Source organism: Bacillus sp. EB V-12 (genome assembly GCF_056158125.1).
In genome coordinates this window covers 15,262-35,314 of record NZ_JBUXJL010000010.1, presented here as the reverse complement: position 1 = coordinate 35,314, position 20,053 = coordinate 15,262, and the positions used below count along the sequence as shown (strand labels likewise).

At 36.9% G+C, this 20,053-nt stretch carries 18 protein-coding genes; 5 read left to right on the top strand and 13 right to left on the bottom strand.

Going from position 1 to position 20,053, the window contains the following annotated elements; genetic code table 11:
- Position 1: 1 nt before the first annotated feature.
- From rfbG to ACZDYH_RS24020, 3 genes are read left to right on the top strand one after another with little or no spacing between them, the layout of a single operon-like run.
- Positions 2-1,057, top strand: a complete 1,056-nt coding sequence (gene rfbG / locus ACZDYH_RS24030) for a CDP-glucose 4,6-dehydratase (protein ID WP_000168654.1) — start codon at positions 2-4, stop codon at positions 1,055-1,057.
- A gap of 12 nt (positions 1,058-1,069) precedes the next feature.
- The gene (locus tag ACZDYH_RS24025; protein WP_000435776.1) at positions 1,070-2,293 is read left to right on the top strand and encodes a class I SAM-dependent methyltransferase; all 1,224 of its coding nucleotides are present in this window, start codon (positions 1,070-1,072) and stop codon (positions 2,291-2,293) included.
- A complete protein-coding gene (locus ACZDYH_RS24020) occupies positions 2,290-3,213 on the top strand; it encodes an NAD-dependent epimerase/dehydratase family protein (protein WP_000758375.1) in 924 nt (307 codons plus the stop codon). The genes ACZDYH_RS24025 and ACZDYH_RS24020 overlap by 4 nt, the downstream gene beginning before the upstream one ends.
- Here ACZDYH_RS24020 and ACZDYH_RS24015 read toward each other — a convergent pair.
- Positions 3,182-3,982 carry a glycosyltransferase family 2 protein gene (locus ACZDYH_RS24015; protein WP_076774856.1) on the bottom strand — a complete coding sequence of 267 codons (801 nt, stop codon included), beginning with the start codon at positions 3,980-3,982 and terminating at the stop codon, positions 3,182-3,184. The genes ACZDYH_RS24020 and ACZDYH_RS24015 overlap by 32 nt on opposite strands.
- Before the next feature lie 61 nt (positions 3,983-4,043).
- A complete protein-coding gene (locus tag ACZDYH_RS24010) occupies positions 4,044-4,394 on the bottom strand; it encodes an SH3 domain-containing protein (RefSeq protein ID WP_000875288.1) in 351 nt (116 codons plus the stop codon).
- Between the two features lie 204 nt (positions 4,395-4,598).
- Here ACZDYH_RS24010 and ACZDYH_RS24005 point away from each other — a divergent pair, with 204 nt between their 5' ends.
- Positions 4,599-5,483 (top strand): DMT family transporter, encoded by an 885-nt coding sequence (locus tag ACZDYH_RS24005; RefSeq protein WP_016122889.1) that lies wholly within the window; start codon positions 4,599-4,601, stop codon positions 5,481-5,483.
- A gap of 182 nt (positions 5,484-5,665) precedes the next feature.
- On the opposite strand, the gene ACZDYH_RS24000 is transcribed toward ACZDYH_RS24005, so the two are convergent.
- Complete coding sequence (locus ACZDYH_RS24000) at positions 5,666-6,487, bottom strand: pentapeptide repeat-containing protein (protein WP_000181428.1); 822 nt, start codon at positions 6,485-6,487, stop codon at positions 5,666-5,668.
- Positions 6,488-6,683: 196 nt separating this feature from the next.
- Between ACZDYH_RS24000 and ACZDYH_RS23995 the strand changes: the two genes are divergently transcribed.
- Entirely contained in the window at positions 6,684-6,857 is a 174-nt protein-coding gene (locus ACZDYH_RS23995) for a DUF1272 domain-containing protein (RefSeq protein ID WP_001162788.1), read from the top strand.
- Positions 6,858-6,903: 46 nt separating this feature from the next.
- On the opposite strand, the gene ACZDYH_RS23990 is transcribed toward ACZDYH_RS23995, so the two are convergent.
- From ACZDYH_RS23990 to ACZDYH_RS23945, 10 genes are all read right to left on the bottom strand, one after another.
- Positions 6,904-7,971, bottom strand: a complete 1,068-nt coding sequence (locus ACZDYH_RS23990) for a lactonase family protein (protein WP_102956232.1) — start codon at positions 7,969-7,971, stop codon at positions 6,904-6,906.
- A gap of 120 nt (positions 7,972-8,091) precedes the next feature.
- On the bottom strand, positions 8,092-9,633 hold the full coding sequence (gene gntK, locus ACZDYH_RS23985) for a gluconokinase (RefSeq protein WP_006922506.1): 1,542 nt from the start codon (positions 9,631-9,633) through the stop codon (positions 8,092-8,094).
- A 109-nt stretch (positions 9,634-9,742) separates the two neighbouring features.
- A complete protein-coding gene (gntP, locus tag ACZDYH_RS23980) occupies positions 9,743-11,068 on the bottom strand; it encodes a gluconate permease GntP (protein WP_006922503.1) in 1,326 nt (441 codons plus the stop codon).
- A 387-nt stretch (positions 11,069-11,455) separates the two neighbouring features.
- Positions 11,456-12,124, bottom strand: a complete 669-nt coding sequence (gene fsa / locus ACZDYH_RS23975) for a fructose-6-phosphate aldolase (RefSeq protein WP_000667676.1) — start codon at positions 12,122-12,124, stop codon at positions 11,456-11,458.
- A 109-nt stretch (positions 12,125-12,233) separates the two neighbouring features.
- Positions 12,234-13,127, bottom strand: a complete 894-nt coding sequence (gene gnd / locus ACZDYH_RS23970; RefSeq protein ID WP_001195911.1) for a phosphogluconate dehydrogenase (NAD(+)-dependent, decarboxylating) — start codon at positions 13,125-13,127, stop codon at positions 12,234-12,236.
- 104 nt (positions 13,128-13,231) lie between these two features.
- Positions 13,232-15,226: a transketolase gene (gene tkt / locus ACZDYH_RS23965; protein ID WP_088363226.1), complete on the bottom strand. Its 1,995-nt coding sequence runs from the start codon at positions 15,224-15,226 to the stop codon at positions 13,232-13,234.
- 39 nt (positions 15,227-15,265) lie between these two features.
- Positions 15,266-16,750 (bottom strand): glucose-6-phosphate dehydrogenase, encoded by a 1,485-nt coding sequence (gene zwf / locus ACZDYH_RS23960; RefSeq protein WP_016122892.1) that lies wholly within the window; start codon positions 16,748-16,750, stop codon positions 15,266-15,268.
- 365 nt (positions 16,751-17,115) lie between these two features.
- Positions 17,116-17,607 carry a glucose-6-phosphate dehydrogenase gene (locus ACZDYH_RS23955; protein WP_088363227.1) on the bottom strand — a complete coding sequence of 164 codons (492 nt, stop codon included), beginning with the start codon at positions 17,605-17,607 and terminating at the stop codon, positions 17,116-17,118.
- A gap of 296 nt (positions 17,608-17,903) precedes the next feature.
- Positions 17,904-18,857 (bottom strand): NADP-dependent oxidoreductase, encoded by a 954-nt coding sequence (locus ACZDYH_RS23950; RefSeq protein ID WP_086411405.1) that lies wholly within the window; start codon positions 18,855-18,857, stop codon positions 17,904-17,906.
- Positions 18,858-18,870: 13 nt separating this feature from the next.
- The gene (locus ACZDYH_RS23945) at positions 18,871-19,824 is read right to left on the bottom strand and encodes an LLM class oxidoreductase (protein WP_042867147.1); all 954 of its coding nucleotides are present in this window, start codon (positions 19,822-19,824) and stop codon (positions 18,871-18,873) included.
- Positions 19,825-20,053: the final 229 nt, after the last annotated feature.

The following is a 20,053-nucleotide window of genomic DNA, read 5'->3' as shown; positions in this document are numbered from 1 at the left end:
TATGGCTTCATCATCTTTTTGGAATAAGAAAAAAGTATTTATTACAGGACATACTGGATTTAAAGGCTCCTGGCTCACCCTTTTCTTAAGTTCTTTAGGTGCAGAAGTAGTAGGCTTTTCTTCTCATCCCCCATCCATTCCTAACATTTTTGAACAAGGTAACGTAGCAAAAGAGTGCACGACAATGAAAGGCGATATTACAGATTACCATTCTTTATTTCATGCCATGAAGCAGCATAAACCTGACATAATATTTCATTTAGCAGCTCAGCCAATCGTAACCGCTTCATACAAAAATCCTATCGATACATTCAAAACGAATGTTTTAGGTACTGTCCACGTGCTAGAAGCAGCAAAGTCCGTCGAAAGCGTACGTGCCATTATTAATGTGACAAGCGATAAATGTTATGAGAATGACGGTAGTGGCGACCGAGCGTTCGTGGAAAATGACCGACTAGGAGGTTTCGATCCTTATAGCGCTAGTAAAGCTTGCGCTGAAATAGCGGCAACATCCTATCAAAAATCATTCTTCCGCACTAATACCCAGAAACTCGCCTCAGTCAGAGCTGGTAACGTCATCGGCGGTGGTGATTGGGCAGAAGACCGATTATTCCCTGATATCATTCGGGCATATTTGCACAATCATACTTTGTGTATTCGAAACAAATATGCCGTCCGTCCGTGGCAACATGTTTTAGATCCTCTACATGGCTATATCCTTTTAGCTGAGAAACTTTGGAATGATGCTAAATATGCAGAAGCGTGGAATTTCGGCCCAATGAATGAACCTAACAGAACCGTTCATGATGTCATTGAATCTGTAATAAAATTATGGAATAACCCACTAACAATCATTTCCTCCTCTACAAATACTCCTTATGAATCACCTGTTTTAACACTCGATAGTACAAAAGCAGTAAACAAACTCGGCTGGACTCCTAAGTTATCAACAGATGATGCTATCGCTTGGACTGTTGATTGGTACAAAAAATATGCATCTGGTGAAAATATAGAATCTTTCACACGACAACAAATCGATGCATTCAAAAATTTATAAGGAGGCTATAAAATGGAACAGAAAAAATGCCGTTTTTGCCACTCATTACTAACCAACACTTTTTTAGATTTGGGCGTTTCCCCTCTTGCTAATTCATTTGTAGCTCCTGAAAGCTCATATAAAATGGAACCTTTTTATCCGCTGCACACATTTGTTTGTAACTCTTGTTTACTCGTACAGCTAGATGAATTTGAATCCCCACAAAATATTTTCCATAACTATTTATACTTCAGCTCTTACTCCTCAAGTTGGCTACTACACGCTAAACAATATGTAGAAATGGCGATTAAGCGTTTCAACTTAACGAAACATTCAAAAGTGATTGAAATCGCAAGTAACGATGGGTACTTATTACAATACTTTAAAAAAGAAAATATCGAGACATTGGGAATTGAACCCGCGAAAAACGTAGCAGAAATTGCTATCAAAAAAGGAATTCCTACTCATGTGAATTTTTTCAGTAATGACTTAGCAAAAAAATTGCCACAAGCTGATTTAATCGTCGCAAATAACGTATTAGCACATGTTCCAAACTTGCATGATTTTGTTGCCGGTTTAAAAACGTTATTAAAACAAGATGGCACGATAACAATTGAATTCCCACACTTATTAAACCTCATATCCTTTAAACAGTTCGATACTATCTACCATGAGCACTTTTCCTACTTCTCACTTATAAGCCTTCAAAAAGTTTTAAGTTATCATCATTTACAAATTGTTGATGTAGAAGAACTTTCAACGCATGGTGGTTCCTTACGGATTTTTGTAAACCATCTAAGTGCCCAATCAACTATCCATTCCAATGTTACAAAATTAATTCAAAAAGAAGTCGACCACGGGTTAGATACTTTAGATTGCTATCTCCTTTTTTCTAAACGCATCGAACAATTGAAAATAAATATTTTAAAGTTTTTTATTGAAGCGAAAGCTTTAAACAAACAAATTATCGGTTACGGTGCTCCAGCTAAAGGAAACACCCTTTTGAATTATTGCGGGATAGGTAAAGAATTTCTAGCTTATACAGTAGATAAAAATCCTCACAAACAAAATCTCCTTTTACCAGGAACTCGTATTCCAATAAAATCTCCAGCAGAAATTAAACGTACAAAACCGGATTACATTCTTATACTTCCTTGGAATTTGAAAGACGAAATTATGAAAGAATGCTCTTTCATTCGTGAATGGGGCGGTAAATTTTTAGTGACGGTTCCAGAAATTGAGGTGATCGAGCCATGAAGAAAGTTGTTGTAACAGGTGGTAGTGGCTGGATAGGTAAATATGTTGTACATTCACTTATACAAAAGGGATATGAAGTGCACGCCACGTATAATAAAAATAACCCCTCTCACCTCCCTTGCCATTGGCATAAAGTAAACTTGCTTCGCGATGACGAAGTAAAACAATTCATTTCGGATGTTCAGCCTAGCCATCTCATTCACCTTGCTTGGGAAGCGGTGCCACCAGCATGCTATGTATCTATTAATAATTACTATTGGCTAAAGTCTAGTATTTCATTGATTCAACACTTCACAACATGCGGCGGAAAGCGTGTTGTCGTTGCAGGTACTGGCGCAGAGTACGAATGGTTTAACGGCGTATTATTTGAAGATTCACCGCTCCTTTCCTATAAAACCCCGTATTCTTTATGTAAAAATGCACTGCACTCCTGGCTAGAAACGTATGCACAACAAACAGGCCTCAGCATGTGTTGGGGCCGCATTTTTCATATGTATGGACCTCACGAACAAGGTAATCGGCTCGTTTCTAACATTATCACTTCCTTATTAAAAAACGAGGAAGCACTATGTACACATGGAAAACAATCGAGAGATTTCCTCCATGTGAGTGACGTCGCTGACGCTCTCGTAACAATATTAGAACACAGCGTTACAGGCACCATCAATATCGCTTCTGGTCAATCTGTACAAATTAAAAAGTTAGCTTCTATCATTGCTAAAAAGATAGGAAAAGAACATTTAATTAAACTAGGTGCAATCCCTTTCTCTAAAGATGAACCTTTATTTGTCGGGGTTAATGTAGAACGTTTAAAAACTGAAGTAAACTGGAAACCAACATACGATCTAAATACAGGAATTGAAGAAACAATTTTATGGTGGAAATCATTTATACAAAAACATAACGATATGCATCATTAAAACGTAAATCCTTCGTTCCTCTCGCTAATTCCTTATACCATTCTCCTAATCTTTCCGACGTAATAATATGGTGCGTCCCCATTCCCCCATGCTTACTAGCTTCAGAAAGAGTCGGACCAATTTGTAACTTTCTCTTTCTCATCGCATCGTTCCACGGACTAAACCCAAACCATAATATACAGGCAAGAGGTGGATAAATCATCGATTCATGCGCAGATAAATGTCTTCCAACCGTATAACTTCCATGCTCATGATTATGAATAAATCTACCCCTTCTCCATAACGGCCAATCTTCTGGTAAATAACCATGAAATCGCTGTTTCATTAAAGGTATTCCAAAGTTAAGGTCCGGATAGTTGTAGTTAGGATCATCAACCATAATAAGCCCGTCCAGCCAATACATCCTCCCCCCCAATTCATTTAGCGATTTCCAAAACTGATTTTTATCTTGCACGCAAAGAAACTCAGTCGTATTTAAAATCATTTTCCATCCTTGTACTTCTTGTTCTATCCTCATCACTTCATGATCTGTCGCATATGCATCAAACTCTGGATTTACAGAATCTCGCACCTCCCAATGCGGTGCGAATTTTTTACAAATCTCAACGGAACGATCTGTTGAACCTTTATTAATTAAAATACCATGATCAAAAAGTTTCGTATGATGCATAAGCCACCATGGCAATAAATACTCTTCATTGTAAAAATGTGAAATAACGGTTGTAGTTATAATAATCTCCTCCTCTTTCTCTATTAATCTACTTTTTATCCTACAACCAATATACTCATAAGCAAAAATATGTTTCCTAATTATTGATCAAATATTATTATTAATATTTTTGTAAGTTTTCCTTTGGTATCCAGCCCTTCTCACCATCTCTTCCTTCGCACCAAACCCATCCATTCAATTCTTCTAATCCGATCAATCTTTCTCCAATACTCACATTTAATTCTTTCGCAGTATATTGTTTTATAATAATTCCTGTTCCATTCATATCTTTTCTTATAATTTGCTCCGGAACCCATCCTTTCCGGTTATACTTCTCTTCGTGACAAAACATCCAGTTTTCCCAGTTTTCCGGACCAGCGTAACTCTCTATCATTTTCACTACATCCCCCTCTTCTAAGCGAATTGGATTAGGATAATTGCTAACATGTGATTTTATAACGATATATTTCATAACAACCTCCAATAATCAGAAAATTAAGTTATAATATCATTATAACTTAAAGAGGAGGAATGCACGCATGTACTACAACACTTCATTCGAAAACGATCAACCTGTAGGCCGTCTATAAACTAAGACGGGCAATCATATAACATATACACTACGCCTCGTCTTAGGGAACTCATAATACCCTAAAAATAGACGGAGGTACTTTACATGAAACAAACAATTTTAGGAGCTATATATTTATCACTAGCAGCAAGTATATGGGGCGGTATGTATGTTGTTAGCAAATACGTACTCGATTTTATCCCACCACTAACACTCGTTTGGCTACGCTTTATTATCGCTTTTGTTGTTTTGTATGGCATTTTAAAACTAGCTGAGAAAAAGCAAAAGAAAAAAGTAACCATTCGCAAAAAAGATTGGCTCCTCTTCGCTTGGATTGGATTTATCGGCTATTTCATTTCGATCACATGCCAATTTATCGGAACAAAATTATCCGACGCTCATACAGGCTCGTTAGTTACATCAGCTACACCTGCATTTATGGTTATATTTGCAGCGCTCATTTTGAAAGAGAAACTAACTGCTCGTAGACTTTTATCTACTATAATAGCGACAATCGGTGTCATTATCGTAATCGGATGGGATATTGAAATTGGCTATTATTTTATCGGAACAATCATTTTAGTTGGAGCCGCTATTACGTGGGCTTTACTATCTATTTATGTAAAAACCGCTTCAGCTCGATTTTCATCTTTAGTTATTACAACGTATGCCATATTCTTTTCACTCTTTTTTATTACACCTTTTATGATATGGGAACTACAAACATCCTCTATCGGAACAGTAAATGCGTACGTAATATTAGGCGTATTATACTTAGGAATCGTCTCAACAGCAGGTGCCTTTTTCCTTTGGAATAAAGGATTAGAATTAATGGATGCAAGCATCGGTTCCTTATTTTTCTTCTTCCAACCTATCGTTGGATCATTACTTGGCTGGCTCTTATTAAATGAGACATTAAATAGTAACTTTTTCATTGGTGGTATTCTCATTATATGTAGCGTTTTCATTACTACTTTTGAAAAGAAATAAAAAGCAGGCAGAGATTCTTAGTCTCTGCCTGTTCGCATAATTGGATCTTGGTCGTGAAAACCAATACAAATCGGTATATATCATAATACTTCGCTTCTATTTGCTCTACTGCTAACGAAAAGACATCCTCTTGCATCTCTTCTAAATACTGAAATATATCCACACTAAACACTCCTCACTCTTTACGCACTCCAATGCGATGGACGGGACAATAATTTCGGTAATTTCGTATGCTTATCCCCTCTCGCAGCATTAACTTGAACTTGCGTCAGAAAAATACTATTAGTAAAATCAGCCCCGCGAATATCTGCATCTCGCAAATCTGCTCCGATGAGATCTGCTCCTCTTAAATCTGCTCCATTTAAGTTAGCCGCAATTAAATAAGCTCCTCTTAAATTTGCACCTTGTAAATTTTTCTTTTTCAGATTCGCTCCCATAAGGTCTGCTCCACGGTGTATGATTCGTTTCTTACGCGCAGTATTCATTTCCTTCCATACTAGTTCGCTCGTTTCTAAAAGGAGAATGTTCACCTCTGCCCTATGCATTGGAACATTTATTTTCATTAACTCATCTGGATTTAAATTCGAAAGTCGCTCTGTCTCCTCAATTGCGTTCTCCAGCTCTTTATGAATTGGCTGTGTTGCCTTTAAAAGAATCGCCTCATTCAAATACCAAAGCATTTCATGAAGTTGATGCATAACTGGAAAAGCATCGTACATTTTTCTTGCATGCTTTGCATCTTTCCGCCAATCAATCCCTTTAAACGTACCCTGAGAAATCTTCTGTCCAGCACCGAAACACTCAAATACTGTACAACCTTTATAACCTTTTCCTCTAAGATTTTTATGTATACTACATTTGAAATCTGATTGTAAGTTGGAACATGGTTTACCACCATCTTTATTCACTGCAAAATCTACCGATGCTGCGAACGGTAATGCAACGCAACATAGACCGAAGCATTTTTCGCAGTTTGCTTTTAAATGATCGTTATGATTAGTCAAAATCTATACCCCCTGTTGTCTTTTGACTATTTCATAATATTCCAACTGTAATAAATAATCAATTTTAAAATAAACCAGCATCTTTCGTTTCAATTCATAACTTTATCATTCGATTTCCTTTCAATTGAAAAGGACTATTTCTATTTAATGAATTATAATTAAATTATAAATTTTCTAACTAAAAAGGAGACTTATTATGGCACTAGAAATGAAAACAAACTGTCAAATTTGCGATCAATCGCTCGAACAAGATTCTGAAGCATACATTTGTGTATATGAATGTACATTTTGCGCACCATGTACAGAAGAAAGACATAACGTTTGTCCAAACTGCGGCGGCGAATTAGTACGTAGACCGAAAAAGAAATAATAAAAAGCAAAGTGATATCGCTTTGCTTTTGTTTAGGCATCTGAAATTATATATTTAAAAACTTCACACAAACAGGCTCTGGCACAACAACATCGGATTGTAAAAGTGTTAACTTACCTGTAGATTCATCTCTTGAAAATAACACAAGATTATGTGACTTTTCATTTGTAGCAACAAGAAACTTTTCAGTAGGATCTAATACAAAGTCCCTCGGCCAATTTCCTTCTGTAGATGTATGTTCCACAAATGTAAGCTGGCCTGAGTTTTGATCCACACTGAAAACCGCAATACTATTATGACCACGATTACCTGCATATACAAAGTGGCCGTCAGAAGAAATATGGATAGCACTGCCTTGACTATTTTCATCAAATTGTTCTGGAAGAGTAGAAATATACTGTAATTCTGTAAAGAATCCTTCTTCCGAGTTATATGTTAGCGCAATAACCTCTGAACTAAGCTCCGTCATTACATAAGCGTATTTTCCATTTGGATGAAAAGCAATGTGTCTTGGTCCACTTCCCGGATTCACAGACAGGCTATTCACTTCTATTAATGTACTATCTTTTATTTCATACGTAATTAATTTATCTATCCCTAAATCAACACCTATCACATATTTTTCATCAGGAGTATATCCCGCGTAATGTGCATGTGGTTTTTCTTGTCTTTCTTTATTCGGACCTGAACCTTCATGTGCCATAATAGATGCAGCAGGATTTACAGTTCCATTTTCTTCATTTACTTTAAAAGACTCAATCGTTCCTTTATGGTAATTTGCTGTAACTACTGTATGATTTCCACTATCAACACTAATATGACAAGGAGAAGCCCCTTCTACTACTTGTCTATTTTTCGCTTTTAGTTCTCCAGTATGACTATCAATGGAATAAGCAGCTACACCGCCAGATTCGCCTTCCTTAACAACGGAATAGAGATATTCATTATTTCGGTTAATCGTTACATATGTAGGGTTATCCAGCTTAGCGGCAAGTGTTACATTACTAATTTTTTTTGCTTCTGTGTCTAAAGTAAACTTATATATTCCTTCGCTATTTTCTTTCGTGTAAGTTCCAACATATCCGATAAACTCTTTGTTATCCTTCATTTTCATAACCCTCTCTCCCTATATTTTTCATTCATCATACTTCTTAACATATTTTATGTTGAAAGAGTATCCTAAAAAATCGGAGTACCTCTTTATACGTTACCATATTTTCTTGGTAAATAGCTTTTAAACCCACTTTTTTTGGTACGCTGCTATACTTTCATATTCTTCTTCCAATTGACGGGACAGACGAATATAGATTGGCGTTAAATCTTTATATTTTTCCACACTTTCCATGTTTGGCTCATGATGAAAATCTGCACCTACCATTTCAGAAACTACGGATAATGTATCTATTTCACCTAAACTATATAAACCGAGGATTGCAGCTCCTAAGCAAGAACTTTCAAAACTTTCCGGAACATATACGTCTTGATGGAAAATATCTGCCATCATCTGTCTCCAAAGTTCCGATCTTGCAAAACCACCTGTCGCTTGAATTTTTTTCGGTTCACCAATTAGCTCTTTTAAAGCGAGAAGAACTGTATATAAGTTATAAATTACTCCTTCTAAAACAGCACGGATCAGATGTTCTTTCTTATGATGCAATCCGAGTCCAAAGAAAGATCCTCGTGCATTTGCATTCCATAAAGGAGCTCTTTCCCCTGCTAAATACGGGTGAAATAATAAACCGTCAGATCCAGGATTCACTTTTGCTGCTATTTCAGTAAGTACTTCATATGGATCTTTTCCTAAACGCTTCGCAAGTTCAATCTCTGAAGTACCCAATTGGTCACGAGCCCATCTGAAAATCATACCACCGTTATTAACTGGACCACCGATTACCCAATGGTCTTCAGTTAACGCATAACAAAAGATTCTCCCTTTTGGATCTGTTACAGGACGATTTGTTACAGCACGAATCGCACCGCTTGTACCAATTGTAACAGCCACAACGCCAGGATCTATTGCATTTACCCCTAAATTAGATAGTACTCCATCACTCGCTCCTACTACAAAAGGCGTAGAAACAGGTACATTCATCTCTTTGGCCAGCTCTTCATCTAATCCTGTTAAACTGTGCGTTGTTGGAACAAGCTTTGAAAGCTTTTCATCTGTAATTCCCGCAACATATAAAGCCTCTTCATCCCATTTTAAAGATTTTAAATTAAACATCCCTGTTGCTGATGCTATAGAATAATCAATTACATACTCTTTATATAACTTGTAAAAAACATATTCTTTAATAGAAATGAATTTATAACTTTTTGCGAATAACTCTGCCTTCTCATTCTGTAGCCAAACTAATTTCGAAAGTGGTGACATCGGATGAATTGGTGTCCCAGTACGAAGGTAAATTTCGTGACCATTCATATCATTCTTTATTTTCTCCGCCCAGCTTGCACTTCTATTATCTGCCCAAGTGATACATCTCGTTAACGGCTTTCCCTTTTCATCTACAGCAATGATACTATGCATTGCCGAACTAAAAGAGACACAAAGAATATCACTTGGCTGTACACTACTTGATCGTACAGTTTCTTTAATCGTATGTATTACTGCACGAAAAATTTCTTCTGGGTCTTGTTCTGCTGTTTCAGGCGTAGGAGAATATAAAGGATATTCAATTCCATGACTAGCAATAACAGATCCATCAGTAGAAAATAGAACTGATTTTGTACTAGTTGTCCCAATGTCTACACCAATCATATATTTTGAGCTCACCATTTCTTCCTCCTAACAAAAAATTGTTACAGTATCCCACCATAAAAATACATTCCTTTTATCTATTGATAACGTTGTATGCCACAATTATCTAAATAGAAACATCTTTATCTTAAACAAACATATCGATTAGTAAAACGCCTCCAAAAGCGATAAATGAAAGTAACGTTTCTAATACTGTCCATGTTTTAAATGTTTCTTTCACTGTTAAACCTAGGTATTCTTTTACCATCCAAAAACCAGCATCGTTTACGTGTGAAAACATTAATGCTCCTGCACCTGTTGCAATAACGAGTAATTCTAAGTTCACACCTGTTGTATTTTCAACGATTGGCGAAACGATACCCGCTGCTGTTGTTAAGGCGACTGTCGCTGACCCTGTCGCAATTCGAATTAAACCAGCTACTATAAATGCTAATACAATTGGAGATAGAGCTAAATGTTCAGACATTTGAGCAATAGCATTCCCTACCCCACTATCGATAAGAATTTGCTTAAAACCCCCGCCAGCACCAATAATCGCAACAATTGAACCGATTGGTAATAAGCTATCTTCTGTTATCTTCTTAATAGCTTTTTTATCGATACCTTGACGAAATCCAAGAAAATAGAACGCCGCAAAACATGCAATCAATAGTGCAATGATAGGACTACCGATTAATGTGATAATCTTCATCAAAGTATTAGAAAGAGGCACATAAGGAGCTGCTGCAGCTAAAACCATTAACATAACAGGTAACAATATAACTAAAAATGAAACCCCTATTCCTGGTAATTTCGTTGATTTTGTATTTACACGAATCAATTCTGGCTCATTTTCAGGAATTACACGTTTGTGAATCCATTTCGCAAATATAGGACCTGCAATAATCGCTGCAAAAAATGTAATAATGAGTGAATACATTAGTACCTTCCCAAGATTCGCTTTATAAATACCAATTGCAACTATGGCCCCTGGATGCGGAGGAACAAGACCGTGCACGACAGATAGCCCAGCAATTGCTGGTAATGCTATTAATAAAATATTTTGTTTCGTTGTTTTATGAATTGAAATTACTAACGGCAGTAATATTAAAATACCTACTTCAAAAAACACCGGGATTCCAATAATAAAACCTGCAATTAACATAGCCCATGGTAAGTTTTTTATCCCAAAGGATTTAATAAAGAACTCTGCCACTTGCATTCCAGCACCTGACTCTGCCATCATTTTCCCTAAAATTGTACCTAATACTAAAATACCTACTAAATGCCCTAGAACACTTCCCACTCCTGTTTCATAAGCACTCACTATTTTATCCATTGGCATTCCAGACATAATTGCTAAAAACAAACTTGCAACCGTTAAACTAATAAACGCATGCCATCTCCACCACGACACCCCTAAAATAACAATTACGATTGATAATAATGTAATCATTAAAAGGTACATATTCATACTCAGTTCCACCCCTTTATGTAAACCCTTTCAAAATTACTATACAATTAAGAGAACCTATATCGTTCTTTCATGAGTAAGAATTTATATATCGATATACAAATCATCTTCACAAAATAATAATTTATACAAAAAGAATCTCCCTTATCAGAGATACATGTTAACTACTCTCTCTGATAAGGGGATTTCTCTTTCATAATTATAGTGTTATTTTATACATGCTTCATACGAGCATATTTTCCTTCTTCAAAAGTGAATGACACTTTCTTCTCTGCTGTTTTCACGTAGTAAGACTACAAACTCAGGATCCAGTTTAAACGATGAAGTTACTTAGGATTTGTCCTCTCATGAAAAGCAATTTTCGGAAAGCCCCTTCACTTTTATGCATTATAATTTAGGAGCTTTCGCCCAATCCGCAGCAAACTTCTCAATACCTTGATCTGTTAATGGGTGCATAGCAAGTTGCTCGATTACTTTATAAGGGATTGTTGCAATGTGAGCACCTGCCATCGCTACACGAGTTACGTGATCTGGATGTCTAACAGAAGCCGCAATAATTTGTGTATCTAATTGATGAACATCGAATAATTCAGCAATTTTAGCAACTAATAATACGCCATCTTCAGAAATATCATCTAAGCGCCCTAAAAATGGAGAAACATACGTTGCACCTGCTCGAGCTGCTAAAAGTGCTTGGTTCACGGTGAAAATAAGTGTAACGTTCGTTTTTACACCTTTTTCAGTAAGATAGCGACAAGCTTCTAATCCTGCTAGCGTCATCGGAAGTTTTATTGTAACTTTTTCATCGCCGCCGTTAATCTTAATCAGTTCCTCTGCTTGAGCGATCATCTCTTCAGCTGTAACAGCATCTGGCGTTACTTCTGCCGAAACAGATTCAACTTTCGGCACTGCCTGACAAATTTCTGCAATACGGTCTTCAAACTTAATGCCCTCTTTTGCTACTAAAGAAGGATTTGTTGTAACACCAGCTAAAACTCCAAGTTTATATGCTTTTTTTATGTCCTCAAGATTTGCAGTATCAATAAAAAATTTCATGATCCATTCCCTCCAGTTTTTAAACGTTGATGAGTTACATGTTTAATATGCTTATCCCGTAAAAGCCCGATTGGTGTGGAATAAAGCCCCTACTTATTAAAGTTTCACTTTATTTCTTTTCTACTGCATGTCCGCCAAATTCATTGCGCAGAGCTGCTACAACTTTTCCTGTAAATGTATCATTGTCTAATGAGCGGTAGCGCATTAATAGAGACATTGCGATAACAGGAGTTGCTGTTTGAAGGTCTAATGCTGTTTCTACTGTCCATTTTCCTTCACCAGAAGAATGCATAACACCCTTAATTTCATCCAGTTTTGCATCTTTAGAAAATGCATTTTCTGTTAATTCCATTAACCAAGAGCGAATGACTGAACCGTTGTTCCATACTCTTGATACTTTTTCATAATCGTAGTCAAATTCACTTTTCTCTAGAATCTCAAATCCTTCACCAATAGCAGCCATCATACCGTATTCAATTCCGTTGTGAACCATTTTTAAGAAGTGACCACTACCAGCTTTTCCAGCATATAAAAATCCATTTTCTACAGCAGTATCGCGGAAGATAGGTTCAACGATGTCCCAAGCTTCTTGATCTCCTCCGATCATGTAACAAGCACCATTACGAGCGCCTTCCATTCCGCCAGAAGTTCCTGCATCCATAAAGTGAATGCCATCTTTCTTTAATTGTTCATATCGGCGGATAGACTCTTTATAATGTGAATTACCTGCTTCAATTAAAATATCTCCTTTTGATAAAAGTGGTGTAACCTCATCAATAACAGAATCAACAACAGCGTGTGGTACCATTACCCAAAGAATTCTTGGTGATTGTAATGACTGAACAAGTTCACTTAAACTAGATGTACCTGTTGCCCCGTACTCTTTCATTTCTTCCACTGCACTTGCATTTAAATCAAATGCTGCTACTTCATGTTTATGATCCATTAAATTTTTCCCTAAATTTAATCCCATTTTACCTAACCCAATTAATCCTACTTGCATAATATAATTCCTCCTCAGATTATCTTTTATTAAAAATTCATATCACTACGATTTTGAATACCATTCAGTATTGATAAATCTAGAAAGGTATTCACAGTCATAGCTTAAGAATTCAACACATTTTTTGTAATTTGAACAACATTTTCTATCGTAAATCCAAATAGATTCATGACTTCAGCTCCAGTACCTGAAGCTCCAAATGTTTCAATTGATAGTACTTTTCCTTCTTGCCCTACATAACGTTCCCAACCGAGAGATACACCCATCTCAAGAGATACTCGTTTCGTTATAGAAGACGGAAGAACGGATTCTTTATATTCGTTCGATTGGCGATCAAATAACTCCCAGCTCGGCATTGCAACGATGCGAACAGAGACATTGTCTTCTTCTAGTTTTGCTTTTGCACTAGCAGCTAAAGATACTTCAGAACCTGTCGCAATTAAAATTACATCCGGATTTTCATTTGTTTCCGTTAATACGTAAGCTCCTTTAGAGAGATTCTCTATGTTCGCTTTCGTTTCATTAAACACCGGTAAATTTTGACGACTCAGTACTAAAACGACTGGACCATCCGTTTGCTGTAATGCATACGCCCACGCACTTGCTGTTTCATTTGCATCTGACGGGCGGATAACTGTTAAACCAGGAATTGCACGAAGAGCTGCTAAATGTTCAATAGGTTCATGCGTTGGACCATCTTCTCCTACAGCGATCGAATCATGTGTAAATACGTAAGTAACAGGTAACTTTTGCAGTGCAGCAAGTCGAATCGATGGACGAAGATAGTCATTAAATACAAAGAATGTACTTACGAATGGTTTTACCCCTCCATGAAGAGCCAGTCCATTCGCTGCCGCGCCCATTGCATGTTCACGTACACCGAAGTATATATTGCGGCCAGCATACGATTCTACTGCATATACTGCTTCACCTTTTATATCTGTCATCGTAGAATGAGAAAGATCTGCACTTCCACCGAAAATAGAAGGAATCGTTTTCACATAATGATTAATAGCTTCCCCACTTGCAACACGAGTAGAAATCGTTTTTTCAGTATCAAAGGATAGAATGTCTTTCGCTTCGATTAAAACCTCACCTGTAATCGCTTTTTCTAATTCATCTGCTAGTGCAGGGTTTGACTCTCTGTATACGTTGAACTGCTCATTCCATTCATTCTCTTTTTCAATACCTTTTTGTTTCAGTTCATTAAAATGAGCTGTTACTTCTTCAGGCACAAAGAAGTCTTCCTCATAATCCCAACCATACACTTGTTTTGTCGCTGTTGCCTCTTCTACTCCAAGCGGATTACCATGTGCTTTGTTCGTTCCAGCAACTTTTGGACTTCCATAACCTATAATGGTTCTAATTTCTATAAGAGTAGGTTGATCCGTATTTTCTTTCGCTAATGTAATGGCTTTTGTAATAGCATCGACATCGTTTCCATCTTCAACTCTTACATATTGCCAATGTACAGATTCTGCCCTTTTCTGAATATCTTCAGAGAAAGCAATGCCTAATTCACCATCAAGTGAAATTTCATTTGAATCATACAGTACAATTAACTTGCCAAGTTTCATATGTCCTGCCATTGACATCGCTTCATAAGCGACACCCTCCATTAAGTCACCATCTCCGACTAATGCGTACGTATTGTGATCTATAATAGAGTGACCATCCTTATTGAACTTCGCTGCTAAATGAGCTTCTGCCATTGCCATTCCGACAGCATTAGCAATCCCTTGTCCTAACGGGCCTGTCGTCGCTTCAACTCCAGGAGTATGACCAAACTCAGGATGTCCTGGTGTTTTACTATTTAACTTTCTGAAGTTTTTCAAGTCATCAATTGAAACGTCATATCCAGCTAAATGAAGTAAGCTATACAGTAGGCTCGATCCGTGTCCCGCTGATAAAACGAATCGATCACGGTTAAACCATTCTGGGTGATTAGGATTGTGATTTAAATGATTCGCCCATAATGCATAAGCCATCGGTGCTGCTCCCATCGGAAGACCTGGATGACCTGAATTTGCCGCATTAATAGCATCAATTGATAACGTACGAATTGTATTCACTGCTAATTGATTTATGTTTTGTGTCATAGTAATCGTCCCCCTACATGCTTTCATGAAAGAAAGTACTTATTTTTCCGTTTCTTGATCTAACCACCATTTAAATCCACTTTCTTGCAATAATTCATTCGACGCATCTGGACCATATGAACCAGACTCATATTCATGAAGTGGTAATAAGTTTTCCTCGAATGCTTCAAGAATTGGTTGTACCCATTCCCATGACAATTCAACTTCTTTCCAATGTGCAAAGAATGTAGCATCTCCACTCACAGCATCATGAATGAGTCTTTCATACGCTTCAGGTACTCCCACATCTGCTTGCTCACAAGTAAAGTTAATACGCATCGGTTCAATTTCTCCATTTTTTAATGGATTTTTACTATTTAACTGTAATGAAACGTTCTCACCTGGGCTAATTTCAATTATTAACAAGTTAGGTGCTGCATTTGGATTACTATCTTGATATTGCTGTTTTAACGTATTTTTAAATTCGATTACAATACGAGTAGACTTTTCTTTCATTCGTTTACCTGTTCGTATATAAAAGGGAACGCCAGTCCAAAATGGATTATCGATCCACAAGCGAGCAGCAACAAATGTGTCTATGTTAGAAGAAGGATTTACTCCTGGTTCCTCTTTATATGCTACAACTTGCCCGCCTTTTATCTCTCCTGAAGCGTATTGTCCGCGAATGATATGGTTTTGAACGTCTTCTTTTTTCACTTTACGAAGCGTCTCCATTACCTTTCGCTTTTCCTCTCGAATTTCACATGCATTAACCTTTTCCGGCAGATTCATAGCAGTCATCATTAATATTTGTAACATATGATTTTGAACCATATCTCGAATGGCTCCTGCCTGGTCATAATATCCTGCCCTTTCTTCAACCCCAACTGTTTCACTAGCTGTGATTTGTACATTCGCTATATGTTCTTTATTCCAAATCGACTGGAGAACAGGATTTGCAAATTCTAGCGCTTCAAGGTTTTGAATCATCGGTTTACCTAAATAATGATCAATACGGTATATCTCGTCTTCTTCAAACGTGCGACTAAGCTTATCATTCAGCTCACGAGCAGATGCAAGGTCGTGCCCAAACGGTTTCTCAATCATCAGGCGTTTCCATCCATCTGTTTTATCAAGTCCGCTTTCCTTAATATTTAAAGCAATCGTCTCGAAAAATTCAGGAGCAACTGAAAGATAGAACATTCTATTACCTTTTATATGTAGCTCTTCTTCCCTTTCACGAACGACTTGTAATAATCTCTCATAGTCTTCCGGCTTACTCACATCTAATGGACAATAGCGAAAATTATCTAAAAAACCTTCCAGTTCCGGAGTACCTTCTTCCCTCTGACGAGAAAACGTCTCTATTGATTCTTTTATTCTTTCTTGAAAATCTTCGTGAGATACTTGACGTCTTCCAAGCCCGATAACAGATATTTGCTTTGGAAGCTTTTGATCTCTATATAAGTTATATAGCGCGGGGTAAATTTTGCGTTTAGCTAAGTCCCCTGTCGCTCCAAATAAAACAAAGGTCATTGATTCCAAGTTCAGTCCCCCTCTTGTTGTATAATCCTCTTCAATATACTAAAAATGAATTGTACAGAAGCTCATACTCTTATACTTCCTGTTTTTATAAAAAACAAAGAGTTATCTAATTCCAATTCTTTTTATACCTTTCGCTCTCTCATTGTCCCCAATATTAATAGTGGCAATTCAAAGCATTTCTACTACAACTTACTTATTTATAGAATTTAACAAAACATTTTATATCTGATTACTTTTAGTAATTAAGTAATCTTATGTCTAGTATATTAACCACATAAATTATTATCGTCAATAAAAATGTCTTGCATTACATACTATTTATTTCGTAATACTTTTCTAAGTGTATTCCTAGTTACCATTCATTTTCAAAGATAATGATCGATATAATAAATATCAGTTTCGTCAAAATCTTCAATTAATTCTTCATTAAACTCGCGAACAGACGTTACATTATAATCAAAAGGCTTCTCTATAATAAGACGGTTTAATCCTTTTGTAGCCCACAATCCACTCTCTTTAATATTTAAAGCAATCACATTAAATACTTCTGGTATAACAGATAGATAAAACATACGGTTTTCAGGAATGTTTAATTCTATTTCACGCCTCTTTACAAGACGCAACAAATCTTGATAGTCCTCTATATTCGCTGTATCTAATTGACAATAACGAAATGTGCTAATAAATTCTTCTACTCCTGATTCGTCATCAGTAGATTTTCTAGAAAATGTAGTAAGGGATTGTCCTACTATTGTTTGAAATTCCACATCTGACATTCCCCTTCTGCCAATACCGATAATCGAAAGAGATTGCGGTATATTTTCATTACTAAATAGTTTGTATAAAGCAGGGTAAATTTTGCGTTTCGCTAAATCCCCCTGTCGCTCCGGATAAAGTGAAACTTTAATCAGTGGGGGTTTTGTTCATCCCCACTGATTATTAGTTGAACCAATCGGGCTTTTACAGGCAGTTGCCCCACCTAACTTCTATGATATCGCTGAATTTTGAGGTGGGGGTCTTACTGCCTGTTAATGCGGGGTAAAAGAAATGTCATTGAATCCATTTGCTATCTCCCTTTTTAAAACAATTGCTAGAAAAGAATATATTAGCTCATTCGCTACTTAGCACAACGCTCTCTCTAAATCCTCATACTTTACCAATGTTTCTTTAATACAATTTTGCCAAGAGCACGTTCTGATTCACTTATGTGGTGTGCTTTTTTTACGCCTTCTACATGTAAAGGCAACACATGTGTTACAACAGGTTTAATCTTCCCGTCCTCAATTAATTCTGTAATAAGAGAAAGTTCATATCCGTTAGGTTCAGTAAATATATGGTCACTCTGAATATTTTTCTCTCTTGCTACTTCAGTTTGCGGAATTTCCATACCTTTCGGACCATAGATAGACGCTAACTTTCCATTTGGGGCAAGCACTTTATAACTATCCTTTAGTACATCCTCGCCTAACACATCAAATACAATATTGTAATTATGCAAAAGCAAAGAAAAATCTTCTGTTTTGTAATCAATGACAGTATCAGCGCCTAGATCCTTTACTAACTGTATGTTTTTCGTACTAGTCGTAGTTGCAACATGTGCACCGAAGCTTTTTGCTAGCTGAATAGCAAACGTACCAATCCCGCCAGATCCAGCATGAATTAAAACCTTATTACCCTTTTGAACATTAGCGAATTTCACTAAACTTTGCCAACTTGTCAAACCTACTAGAGGGATTGATGCTGCTTCCTCAAAAGATAGATTTCTCGGTTTTTTCGCTACATACTTCTCATCTACAGCCACGTACTCTGCATAAGTACCATTTCGTTCAATATCTGGACGACTATATACTTCATCCCCCACTTTAAATGCGGTAACGTTTTTTCCTATAGAAGCAACTACACCTGCAACATCCCATCCTAAAACGAGCGGGAAGTCATAAGAAATTACGTCTTGAAGTAAACCCTCACGTATTTTCCAATCCACAGGATTTACACCAGCTGCATATACTTCAATCAGTACATCGTTGTCTTCCAATAGCGGTGTCTGCATTTCAATCTCTTGTAGTACACTTTTATCTCCATATTGCATAAGTCCTATTGCTTTCATTCTTTTCACTCCTTTACAAGGCTGGGAAATGCGGCAGCACTTCTTCTCCTAGCTCATCCAATACTTCGTCAGCTGGACGTTGACCATCAAATAGAGCAAGGAATAAATGATTCACACCAATACTTTTATATATATCAAGTAATTCAATTAGTGCCTTACGCCCTGTACGGTAACCTAAACGTATCGGTGTAGGACGTTCATTTGGATCTTCAGATAAATCTAAATGCATCGGTTGTATAAATGGTTTGAATACATCTGGATGATAATCCTCTACTCGTTCTCTCCATTGTCCAATTGCTCCCGCCTGATGCACCGGACTACGTGGATAATACATCCATCCATCTCCATGTTCAGCGAACCATTCCATATTTTGCTGACTAAAACCTGTAATAAAGGTTGGAACACGTTTAGACGGTTTTGGAACTAAATTCGCACCATGAACTTCTCCTAGTGTCGACTGGATAGACGGGAAGTTTTTATACAAAATTTCTTCCAAGTAAGCAAATGCTTCTCTAAACTTTTCACCTCGTGTTTCATGGCTAACACCTAATGCTTTGAAATCGGCACGTCTGTCACCGGATGAAACGCCAAGCATAATTCTTTCTGGAAATAGTTGATCTAATGTAGCAATTTCTTTTGCTACACGCAATGGATGACGAAGTGACAACACTGTTGCCGACGTTCCAAATGCGATTTTCTCTGTCTTGCTTGCTAAATACGTCAAATAAATCATCATATCGTAAATTTGACCTGTTGCAGGATCACCAAAATCAGGGTCTTGCAGCAATACATCGCGAAGCCATACACCTGTAAAACCGTATTGTTCCGCTTTTTGTACTAACTCTACTTGTTTTTCCATCGTTGGAGCATGAAACTGATAATTTTCAATCGGAATGTGAACTCCTAACGTAAGTTGATCTTTCGCAAACATACGATTATATCCAAAATGGTTCGCAAACTTTTCCATGTGTTTCACTCACTTTCCCTCATTCATATAAACCTATACTTTTCATATTTCTTCTCAAAATTTATAAGCAACACTGTAACACCACATTGTTGCCGATTGTAATCGTTATAACTTTCTTTGTGCTACGAGTGTTATTATAAATCGGCCATAACATGAATAACAGTACGTACTTTAAAGTGATGTAGGCACTTTTAAGTACCTATACTAAGTGAGTAATAATAAATCATGC